General features: G+C 67.8%; 15 protein-coding genes and 1 tRNA gene. 12 read left to right on the plus strand and 4 right to left on the minus strand.

What is annotated here, in order from left to right; translation table 11 throughout:
- The 3 genes from ODR01_RS22720 to ODR01_RS22730 are packed head-to-tail and all read left to right on the plus strand — an operon-like array spanning nt 1 to nt 2,083.
- Entirely contained in the window at nt 1-1,140 is a 1,140-nt protein-coding gene (locus ODR01_RS22720; RefSeq protein WP_316980003.1) for a DUF5131 family protein, read from the plus strand.
- Complete coding sequence (locus ODR01_RS22725) at nt 1,137-1,553, plus strand: DUF4031 domain-containing protein (protein WP_316980004.1); 417 nt, start codon at nt 1,137-1,139, stop codon at nt 1,551-1,553. Before ODR01_RS22720 ends, ODR01_RS22725 begins: the two co-directional genes overlap by 4 nt.
- The gene (locus ODR01_RS22730) at nt 1,550-2,083 is read left to right on the plus strand and encodes a hypothetical protein (RefSeq protein ID WP_316980005.1); all 534 of its coding nucleotides are present in this window, start codon (nt 1,550-1,552) and stop codon (nt 2,081-2,083) included. The genes ODR01_RS22725 and ODR01_RS22730 overlap by 4 nt, the downstream gene beginning before the upstream one ends.
- An 11-nt stretch (nt 2,084-2,094) precedes the next feature.
- Here the strand turns inward: ODR01_RS22730 and ODR01_RS22735 are convergent, their stop codons facing one another.
- On the minus strand, nt 2,095-2,292 hold the full coding sequence (locus tag ODR01_RS22735; protein ID WP_316980006.1) for a hypothetical protein: 198 nt from the start codon (nt 2,290-2,292) through the stop codon (nt 2,095-2,097).
- Between the two features lie 155 nt (nt 2,293-2,447).
- Between ODR01_RS22735 and ODR01_RS22740 the strand changes: the two genes are divergently transcribed.
- From ODR01_RS22740 to ODR01_RS22780, 9 genes are read left to right on the plus strand one after another with little or no spacing between them, the layout of a single operon-like run.
- Entirely contained in the window at nt 2,448-2,801 is a 354-nt protein-coding gene (locus ODR01_RS22740) for a hypothetical protein (protein ID WP_316980007.1), read from the plus strand.
- Between the two features lie 30 nt (nt 2,802-2,831).
- Nucleotides 2,832-3,386: an Lcl domain-containing protein gene (locus tag ODR01_RS22745; RefSeq protein ID WP_316980008.1), complete on the plus strand. Its 555-nt coding sequence runs from the start codon at nt 2,832-2,834 to the stop codon at nt 3,384-3,386.
- A 59-nt stretch (nt 3,387-3,445) separates the two neighbouring features.
- Nucleotides 3,446-3,982 carry an Lcl domain-containing protein gene (locus tag ODR01_RS22750; protein WP_316980009.1) on the plus strand — a complete coding sequence of 179 codons (537 nt, stop codon included), beginning with the start codon at nt 3,446-3,448 and terminating at the stop codon, nt 3,980-3,982.
- Between the two features lie 58 nt (nt 3,983-4,040).
- On the plus strand, nt 4,041-4,391 hold the full coding sequence (locus tag ODR01_RS22755) for a four helix bundle protein (RefSeq protein WP_316980010.1): 351 nt from the start codon (nt 4,041-4,043) through the stop codon (nt 4,389-4,391).
- Complete coding sequence (locus ODR01_RS22760; protein ID WP_316980011.1) at nt 4,391-4,675, plus strand: hypothetical protein; 285 nt, start codon at nt 4,391-4,393, stop codon at nt 4,673-4,675. Before ODR01_RS22755 ends, ODR01_RS22760 begins: the two co-directional genes overlap by 1 nt.
- Nucleotides 4,676-4,701: 26 nt before the next feature.
- The gene (locus ODR01_RS22765) at nt 4,702-5,799 is read left to right on the plus strand and encodes an RNA-directed DNA polymerase (RefSeq protein ID WP_316980012.1); all 1,098 of its coding nucleotides are present in this window, start codon (nt 4,702-4,704) and stop codon (nt 5,797-5,799) included.
- 17 nt (nt 5,800-5,816) lie between these two features.
- Nucleotides 5,817-6,116, plus strand: a complete 300-nt coding sequence (locus ODR01_RS22770; protein ID WP_316980013.1) for a hypothetical protein — start codon at nt 5,817-5,819, stop codon at nt 6,114-6,116.
- A 1-nt stretch (nt 6,117) separates the two neighbouring features.
- Nucleotides 6,118-6,414, plus strand: coding sequence for a hypothetical protein (locus tag ODR01_RS22775; protein WP_316980014.1), 297 nt, complete (start codon nt 6,118-6,120; stop codon nt 6,412-6,414).
- On the plus strand, nt 6,395-7,507 hold the full coding sequence (locus ODR01_RS22780; RefSeq protein WP_316980015.1) for a tyrosine-type recombinase/integrase: 1,113 nt from the start codon (nt 6,395-6,397) through the stop codon (nt 7,505-7,507). Before ODR01_RS22775 ends, ODR01_RS22780 begins: the two co-directional genes overlap by 20 nt.
- A gap of 100 nt (nt 7,508-7,607) precedes the next feature.
- Here ODR01_RS22780 and ODR01_RS22785 read toward each other — a convergent pair.
- The 3 genes from ODR01_RS22785 to mrdA all read right to left on the minus strand — a co-directional run.
- Nucleotides 7,608-7,683 (minus strand) — tRNA-Lys (locus ODR01_RS22785).
- A gap of 68 nt (nt 7,684-7,751) precedes the next feature.
- Nucleotides 7,752-8,900 carry a rod shape-determining protein RodA gene (gene rodA / locus ODR01_RS22790; protein WP_316980016.1) on the minus strand — a complete coding sequence of 383 codons (1,149 nt, stop codon included), beginning with the start codon at nt 8,898-8,900 and terminating at the stop codon, nt 7,752-7,754.
- Nucleotides 8,901-8,907: 7 nt separating this feature from the next.
- Nucleotides 8,908-10,032: penicillin-binding protein 2 (mrdA, locus tag ODR01_RS22795; protein WP_316980017.1), on the minus strand; the 1,125-nt coding region annotated here is incomplete at its 5' end.

Below are 10,032 nucleotides of genomic sequence, written 5' to 3' on the forward strand. Positions count from 1 at the left end.
ATGGGCGTGGTGACCAAGATCGAATCCGCCGACCACACCTTCCAGCCCTGGTACGGCTGTCATCCGGTGGTCGACGACGGCGAGGTCAGCCCCGGCTGCGCGGTGTGCTTCGCCGAGGGCTGGGCCAAGCGCTCCGGCCTGGTCAAGTGGGGCGCCCAGCAGCCGCGAAGGCTCTCCAGTGAGGCCCACTGGCGGCAACCCCTCGCCTGGGACAGGTTGGCCGCGCGCGAGGGCCGCATGCATGTGGTGCTCAACACGCTCTGCGACATCTTCGACGATCGGGCCGACCCGGCTTGGCGCGCCCGCTGGTGGGCCCTCGTCAAGGTCACCCCCAACCTGCTGTGGACGCCGCTGACCAAGCGGCCGGAGAACATCCCCGGCATGCTGCCGCCCGACTGGGGCGACGGCTATCCAAACGTCATGCTGATGGTGACCTGCGAGGATCAGAAGCGGGCGAACCTGCGCATTCCCCGGCTGTTCGAGGCGCCCGCCCGCTGGTACGGCTGTTATTACGAGCCGGCGGCGGGGCCGATCGACTTCCGCAGGATCAAGATCGGCGAGGCCGACGGTCGCCTCGATGCCCTGACGGGCGCCTGGATCGCCGACGACATGAACGAGGAAAGGCGTTGTCCGCGCCTCTCCTGGATCGTCGCCGGCGGCGCCACCGGCCCACGGGCCGATCCCGCCCATCCGGCCTGGTTCCGCCAGGTGTGCAACGACGTCTGTGAAGTCCGCGGAAGGGATGGCCCGCCGTGGTTCCACCTCAAACAATGGGGCGAGTGGAAACCGACCAGCGGTGTGGACGTTTACTGCCATGGCCCTGACCACAACGCGAGGGAATTCCCTAACGTCCAAGGCATCGCTTGGCTGGGCGACGGGCGTGTTTGCCTGCGCGATTTTTCCATCACTGAGCATGCCCGACGTATCCGGAATAGGCAGGCATTCAACACGCGTGCGATCGATGTCGACGAGCAGGCCCTGGAGGACTTTCACGCGGCTTGCGCCGATCCAAATCGGATCGCCGATAACCCACTCGGTTTTCAATGGATGTACCGGGTCGGCAGCAAGGTCGCCGGCCGGCTTCTCGATGGCCGTACCTGGGATGAATTCCCGGCAGCGGCGAGGAGGCCGACGCCATGACCGTCTATGTCGACGACATGCGCGCCCCGTATCGCCGGATGATCATGTGCCACATGATCGCCGATGACGAGGCCGAGCTGCACGCCATGGCCGACCGCATCGGAGTCGCCCGCAAGTGGTACCAGGGCGACCACTACGACGTGTGCCTGGAGAAGCGCGCCCTCGCGGTCAAGGCCGGCGCCGTCGGGATCACCTGGCGGCAGTGCGGCTGCATGGTCCTGCACCGCCGACGCACCGGCAAGCTGGGGACGCCCGGGGAAGCGCAGGCAGCGGTGGAGAGCCGGCTTGGCGCCGTCTACCTGACGCCGCGACATGTCGTCGAGAATGTCATCCGCAGCACCGACACCGCCGGCGTACCGCCGGCCGCGCCCGACCCTGACTGCTCATCGATGCCGGAGGGAGACCTGCCGTGATCCCGCCCCGCTTCACCGTCGCCGAGGCCGATAGCGCCTATGAGGAATGGGGCTGCAACTGCGGCCCGACGGCGATCGCCGCCATCATGGGCCTGACGCTCGACGAACTGCGCCCCCACCTCGGCGACTTCGAGCGCAAGCGCTACACCAATCCGACCTTGATGTGGGAGATCCTCGACCGCCTGGGCGCGGACTGGCGTCGCGTCAATCCGCCGGCCGGCCTTCCGACCTATGGCTTGGCCAGGGTGCAGTGGGAAGGACCGTGGACGAAACCCGGCGTCCCCATGCGCGCCCGTTACCGCCACACCCACTGGATCGGCGCCGCATGGTCCGTGGGCCGCAACGAGTTCGGCGTCTTCGACGTCAACGCCATGGCCAACGGCACCGGCTGGTGTGACGCGTCCGACTGGGTGCACATCATCGTGCCCTGGATCCTCAACGAGTGCGTGCCGAAGGCCGATGGCCGCTGGCACCTCACCCATGTCGTGGAGATCGCCTTGCCGGGCCAGGCACGCGGAGGCGCGCGATGACGCCGGCGCGCTCAGTCGGGCAGGTTGAGGCTCGCCACCACGCGCGTCCCGTGGCGCAGGGTAAGCACCTTGTCGGGATAGAGCGCCGATGCCCGGTCGAAGGCGGCGCTGGCCAGCAGCACGTTGGCCGCCCGGGCCAGTATCCGCTCGATGCGGATGCCCCCAGCGTCCCACTGCTCGACGGCGAATGGCAGGAGATCCTCGACCATCCCTCATCATCGCCGGCCGAGGCCGCCTGGGCAAGGCTCTCTCTCCCGGTCACGGCGCTCGCCGCCTTCGGCCTGGCGCACGCCATCGCCTGGGCCTGCACGGGAGGCCTGTACTGATGCCCAACCACCTCGAAGGAGATCGAGCCATGAGCGGCATGTTGAGGATACTGTCCGAGCGCAAGCGCCAGATCGAAGCCGAGGGATTCGACGTCGCGCACGACGACGAACACCGCGGCGGCGAGATGTTCAGCGCCGCGCTCTGCTACCAGAGCAACGCCGACTTCGGTCTGCCACTCACCGTCGACGGCGTGCCGGTCGGCTGGCCCTGGGGCCGCGAGTGGTGGAAGCCCAAGACGCCGGAGCGCGACCTCGTCCGGGCCGGCGCCCTCTATCTCGCCGAGGCGGAGCGTCTCAAGCGCCTCGGCGAGCCCACCGTCCACATCGACCGCCTCGTCGACAGGATCGCCGCGCGCCTCGACGCGATGGCGGTGACGCCTCCCCAATCGTGATTTACCCCAGCAGTCGAAAGGAGACTGTGAATGACCACCAATATCCAAGTCGACCGGATTGATGCGCCCCCGTCGTTGCCGGCTATCGGCGAGCCGCTGGCCGGCGGCTTCTTCGCCGGCGCCTTCCTGCTGGAAGGCCGGCTCCACGCCCTGATTCTCGCGCCGAAGGCCGAAGGCGAGACCGAAGCCGCCTGGCGGACCAAGGGCGAGGACGAGGCCCCGGCCCGGTCCCTGCGCGACGGCCTCGCCAACTCGGACGCCATCAACGACGACAGCCACCCGGCCGCCCAGTTCTGCCGCGCGCTCGCCATCGGCGGCCACGACGACTGGTACCTGCCCAGCCGGCACGAGGCGGCGCTTCTGGCCGAAACCCTGATGCCGGGCGACGGCTTCGTTCCCGAACAGACCACGGCCGAGGCATTCAAGGAAGGCGGGCAGGAGGCCTTCGAACGACGCGCGTACTGGACGAGCACCGAACTGGAGTCCGGCTTCGCCTGGTACCAGGACTTCTACGACGGCCTCCAGAGCACCAACTACAAGGGCTGGCGGTGCCGGGTCCGGGCCGTCCGCAAATGTCCCCTTTAACCCTTGATCCCTTTCCCGGCCGCTTCGGCGGCCGGGCGGATCCTGCCCAGGAGATCACCATGAACCAAGTTTCCACCAAGACCTCTCTTCCCGCCATCGGCGACGCCTTCGGCGGTGGCTTTTTCGCCGGCACCTACCTGGAGAACGGCGCTCTCCACGCGCTGATCGTTGCCCCCAAGGCCGAGGGCGAGGCAGAGGAGATGGAGTGGGGAGCCGGCGGCGAGACGGCCGCCCGATCGCTGACCGATGGCCTGGCCAACAGCGACGCCATCAACGACGATAAACACCCGGCCGCCCGGTTCTGCCGCTCGCTCGCCATCGGCGGCTTCACCGACTGGCACCTGCCGGCGCTCGATCAGATGTCGGTCCTGCGGGCCAACCTGACCCCGGAGAACGACCACGTCCCGGTCCAGACCACCGCCGAGACCTTCCAGGAAGGCGGGCCGGAGGCCTTCGAGATCGACGACGCCTACTGGTCCAGCACGGAATGGTCGGCCGGCTTCGCCTGGTCCCAGTTCTTCGACGACGGCACCCAGGACGGCAGCCTCAAGGGCTGGCGGTGCCGGGTCCGGGCCGTCCGCAAATGCCCCCTTTAACCATTAACCCCTTTCCCGGCCGCTCCGGCGGCCGGGTCTGGCCTTAAGGAGATTTTGCATGGCGCGCGCCACTGATCTTCCGATCTACCGGGCGGCCTACGACCTGCTCAAGCTTCTGGCGAAGCTGACGCAGCAGTACCCGCGTGGCTATCGGCAGGGCCTGGCGCGCGAGGTCTTCGGCGAAGCCCAGGCGGTGGTGGTCGGTGTCTTCCGGGCCAACGCCACTACCGACAAGGCGCCGCTCCTGGAAACGCTGCGCGAGCATCTGGAAACGCTCAAGCTGCTGCTGCGGCTCTCCAAGGACCTTCACCTGATCTCCCCCGGCCAGTTCGGGTCCACGGTCGAACTCACCGACGCCATCGGCAAGCAGGCGTCGGGATGGCTCAACTACGCAAGGAATCGCGCCTGATGCCCGAAAGTCACGGCTTTCGCGCCCGTGCGCTTCATTTGGTCGGGGTAGCGGCCCTTTCCCGATGCATGCGGGGCCGCTCCACGCGCCAGTGGGATACGGCGGGCCTGCTCCCCCGCGCGTCCCGGCGCAGCTCGGCCGGCGTCGATGCCGTTCGGCAATCGCCGGCCCGGCCTGTAAACCCCCGACTGTCCGGCTACGCCTGGTACCAGAACTTCAACAACGGCAACCAGAACAACAACAACAAGGGCTGGCGGTGCCGGGTCCGGGCCGTCCGCAAATGATCATTCCCATGCCGTCGGAGATCACCGTGGACCAGCTTTTCGAGGCCTACTACGACTGCCGGCGGAACAAGCGCACCACGCGCTCCGCCCTCGCCTTCGAGGTCGACCTGGAAGCCAACCTGATGGCCCTGCTGGACGAGCTGCGGTCGGGCGCATGGACGCCGGCGCCGGCCACCGTGTTCGCCATCACCCGGCCGAAGCCGCGCGAGGTGTGGGCCGCCGCCTTCCGCGACCGCATCGTCCACCACCTGGTCTACCGGGCCATCGCGCCCCTGTTCGAGCCGGCCTTCATCGCCGATTCCTGCGCCTGCATCCCCGGCCGCGGCACGCTCTACGGCGCGCGCCGGCTGCGCCGCCACCTGCTGAGCGCAACCGAGAACTGGAGCAAGCCGGCTTTCGTGCTCAAGGCGGACATCGCCAACTTCTTCGGCTCGATCCGCCACCGCGATCTGTTCGCCATGCTGGGCCGCCGGGTCAAGGACCCGACGATACTCGACCTCATCGGCAAGCTGGTGTTCCAGGACGTGCGCCGGGACGCCATCGTGCGCGGCGAGGCGCGTCACTTGGCCCGGGTGCCGCGCCACAAGAGCCTGTTCAACGCGCCGCCGGCAACCGGGCTTCCCATCGGCAACCTGTCCAGCCAGTTCTTCGCCAACGTCTACCTCGACGGCCTGGACCAGATGGTCAAGAGGCGCCTCGGCATGCGGCACTATGTCCGCTACGTCGACGACATGGTCCTGGTCCACCCCGAGCCGGAAGTGCTGTTGGCGGCGGCCGACGCCATCCGGGAACACCTGGCCGGCATTGGCCTCGCGCTGGCCGAGCACAAGACCTTCGTCGCGCCGGCCGAGAAGGGCGTCGACTTCGTCGGCCACGTCATCCGCCCCCACCGATCGTCCGGCCGCGCCAAGACCCACCGCGCGGCGCTCGACCGGCTCGCCGACCTGCCCGCCGGAGATAGGGTCGCCAGCTTCAACGCGTACCTGGGCCTCTATCGCCACGCCGGGAGCCGGCCGCAGTCCATCGCCATCTGCCGCCTCGCCCTGCGCCGCGGGCTCGCGGTAGCGGCGGACCTGAGCAAGGTTCGCGATCACCGTCCGCCAAAGCCGCCAAGACGCGCATAGCCGAAGGTTGAACCAACATGGCCAAAACCGAAGAATTCATCCGCCTGGACATCACGCCGCTGTGCGACGCCATGGCCGAACTGCGGACGCTGATGGGCGACGGAGCGGGGCTCTCTGAACGGGTCCGTCTGCGGGCCGAAAGACTGGCCAGCCCGGACGGGTCGACCGGCGACCAGATTGCCGAAGTCGACCTTGACGGCCGGCAGGTCTTGCCTGGCCACGAACTGCTTTCCCTGCTGGTCGACCTTCGAATGGCGCGCCGGCAGGGCGGCTTCACCATCGCCTCCCTGTTTGGCATCCAGAGCCGGCTGCCCTGACATGGCCCGCACCAAGCCCACCTTCACTCCCCGGCCCCGCATCCTGACCAGCCCGCACCAGGTGGCGGCGCTGCTAGGCCGGGGCGAGGAGTGGTTCCGCCTCAAGCGGCCGAAGCTCGAGGCGGCGGGCTTCCCGCATTTCGACACCCTGCTGGGAGGCTGGGACAGCGCGGCCATCGACGTATGGCTTGATCGCCGTGCCGGTTTGGAGAGACACTCGCCGTCCGACTGCGACCCCAACCCTTGGGACAAGGACGGCGCGCCGGAGAATGGGCAAGGTGAACCTGCCGTATGTTGAAGGCTTCCGCGCCAAGGGGCGCGCCTACTGGTATTACCGCCGCGACGGCCAACGGATCCGGCTGCCCGGTAATCCCGGCAGCGCGGAGTTCACCGCCGCCTACGAGCGCACCCATGATTCCTTCGAGCGGCCGGCCACGATAGGGTCCGCGCGCGCCATGCCGGGCAGCATCGCCGCCCTGGTCGCCGCCTACAAGGCCAGCGCCGAGTTCGCGCAGCTGGGGGAGAAAACGCGCAAGGACTACGCGCGCTACCTCGAGCGTTTCGCCACGGACAAGGGGAAGCTGCCGGTCGGCCGCATGGAGCGACGCCACGTCATCGCCTATCGCGACAAGTTCTCGGCAACGCCCCGCACCGCCAACTACATGGTGCAGGTGATCCGCCTGGTGATGGAGTGGGGGCTCGACCGCGGCTGGCTGAAGGTGAACCCCGCCACCCGGCCCAAGCGCCTGAAGACGGGCGACGGCCACCGGCCGTGGGAGGAGATGGAGATCTCCCTGTTCCGCGATCATTGGAAGCCGGGAACCATCGAGCGTACGGCCTTCGAGGTCGCGTTGAACACCGGCCAGCGGGGCGAGGACATCGCCGCCATGGAGCGCGCCCACATGGATGCCAAGGGCACCATCGCGGTGGCCCAGGAAAAAACCGACGCCCGCGTGTGGGTACCACAATCCAAGGACCTGAAGAAGGCCCTGGACGCCTGGAACGCCGCCCAGGCCCGCCGCATGGCGGCGCTGGAGAAGGCCGGCAAGCCGATCCGCCTGGCGATGCGCAGCATGCTGTTGACGACGGAGACCGGCCGGGCTTTCAAGGTCGACAACTTCCGCCACGTCATGATCGCCGCCTATCAGGCGGTGAAAGGTCTGAAGGTGGGCCTGGAGGCGGGAGGCGTCACCACCCACGGGCTGCGCTACACGGCCGCCACCATCCTGCACGAACTGGATTGCGACTGGGACACCATTGCCGCCATCACCGGCCACGAGACGGTCCAGATGGTGCGCAAGTACACCGAGAAGAAACGCAAGGCGAAGGTCGCCATCGCCAGGCTCGACCGCGCCCGCAAGAATCGCGGAAAGCGAACGAATGGGGAATAGAATCAGGGGAAAGTGCCAAACCGCCGCTGATAAAAGTGCCAAACCGCAGCGGCCTGAAAAAGCGAAGCCCCGGAAACCTGAATGATTTCCGGGGCTTATTTGGTGGGCGCACAAGGACTCGAACCTTGGACCCGCTGATTAAGAGTCAGCTGCTCTACCATCTGAGCTATGCGCCCCACAGGGCTGGCCGGTCATATAGCAAAGCCGGCGGGGCTTGTCGATACGTTGATTGGGGTTTTATCGCCTAGACCTCGTCGCCGCCGCCGCGCCGGCCGATGGTGACGTCGCGGTGCACGTAGACCCCCATCAGGAGGCCGAAGCCGAACAGCAGCGTCAGCATCGACGTGCCGCCATAGGAAATCAGCGGCAGCGGCGCCCCCACCACCGGGATCAGCCCCATCACCATGGCGATGTTGATGAAGATGTAGAGGAAGAAGGTGACGGTGACGCCCATGCCGACCAGGCGGCCGAACTGGCTGCGCGCCCGGATCGAAATGGCAAAGCCGTAGACCAGCAGCAGGACGTAGAGCCCGATCAGGACAAGGCCGCCGACCAAGCCGAATTCCTCGGCCAGCATGGTGAAGATGAAGTCGGTCTGCTTTTCCGGCAGGAAGTTGAGGTGGGCCTGGGTCCCTTGCAGGAAGCCCTTGCCGAAGAGGCCCCCCGAGCCCAGCGCGATCTTCGACTGGATGATGTGGTAGCCGGAGCCGAGCGCGTCGTTCTCGGGATTGAGGAAGGAAAGCACCCGCATCTTCTGGTAGTCGTAGAGAAACTGCCAGGCGACGGGGATCGCCGACAGGCCGGCGACGATCACCACCGCGAACTTCCACAGCCGGACGCCGCCCAGGAAAAACATGGCGCCGCTGGCCATGAGCAGGATCATCGCGGTGCCGAGATCGGGCTGGCGCAGCACAAGACCCACCGGCGCCGCCACCATGGCCAAGGGCAGCAGGAGCCGGAACGGGTTGCCCACCTCCTCCACCGTCAGGCCGTGGAAAAAGCGGGCGAGCGCCAGGATGATCGCCATCTTCATCACTTCGGAGGGCTGCAGGTTGATGACGCCGAGATCGAGCCAGCGCTGCGCTCCCATGCCGATATCGCCCGCAATCTCGACCGCGGTCAGCAGGGCCAGCGCCAGCAGGTAGACCACATAGGCGTAGCGGAACCACAGACGGACGTCGATCAGGGCGACGGCGATGAGGATGGCCAGCCCGATTCCGAAGCGGGCGAGCTGGCGGGAAGCCCACGGATCGAGATTGCCGCCGGCCGCCGAATACAGCATGGCGATGCCGATGCTGGTGGTGACGGCGAGCAACAGCACGAACAGCCAGTGGATCTGCCAGAGCTTCTGGCCGAGGGAAAAGTGCGGGCGATTGAATCCGTTGTCGCGCATGGGCGGCTTATCCTTCGGGTCCGGACCGGCGGGGGGGCGGCCCGGCCTCGGCGGAAACCGCGGCCGCCGGCTCCCCATAGAGCCGCTGGACCGCGTCGAGCACGTCGCGGGCGATCGGCGCCGCCACGGCGGAGCCGCCGCCGCCATGCTCGACCACCACCGAAACGGCGAAGCGCGGCGCCTCCACCGGCGCGAAGCCGACGAACAGCGCGTGGTCGCGCTCTCGCCACGGCAGGTCCTCGTTCTTGCGGACCCCGGTATCGCGCTCGGCCTTGCTGATGCGGCGCACCTGGGCGGTACCCGTCTTGCCGGCCATGGCGCGGCTGGGTTCGCGAATGCGCGCGCCATAGGCGGTGCCGCGCGGCACGTTGACCACGGCGTCCATCGCCTTGACGATGACATCGAGATGGGCCGGCGCGATGCCGAGGGATTCGGCCGGGGCGGTGGAGCGGATGGTAGCGCCGTTCGGCGTTACGCTGTCGCGGGCGAGATGCGGCTTCACCGCCAGGCCGCCGTTGGCGATCCTGGCCGTCATCACCGCCAGTTGCAGGGGCGTGGTCAGCATGTACGCCTGGCCGATGCCGGAAATCAGCGTCTCGCCCTGCTGCCAGGGAGTGCCGAAGGTGGCCAGCTTCCAGTCGCGGGTCGGCATCAGGCCGGGCTTCTCGTTGGGCAGGTCGATGCCCAGCCGCACCCCCATCCCCAGGCGCCTGGCCATGGCGGAGATGGCATCGATGCCGGTGCGGCGCGCCACCTCGTAGAAGTAGGAGTCGCAGGATTGCGCGATGCCGGCCTTGAGATCGAGCAGGCCGTGCCCGTGCTTCTTCCAGCAGTGGAACTTGGCGTCCCCCAGGCTGACCGAGCCCGAGCAGTACACCTTGGTGGCCGGCGTGATGACGCCCTTTTCCAGCGCCGCCAGGGCCACCACCATCTTGAAGGTGGAACCCGGCGCGTACTGGCCGGCGATCGCCTTGTTGGTGAGCGGGGATTTCGGGTTGCCCGCCAGCGCCTGCCATTCCTCGGAGGTGAGCCCGCGATTGAACGCGTTGGGATCGAAGCCGGGCACCGAGACCATGGCCAGCACCTCGCCGGTCCTGACGTCCAGCACGACGACGGAGGCGCTCACCTGGCC

This window comes from Shumkonia mesophila, assembly GCF_026163695.1.
GTDB lineage: Bacteria > Pseudomonadota > Alphaproteobacteria > Rhodospirillales > Shumkoniaceae > Shumkonia > Shumkonia mesophila.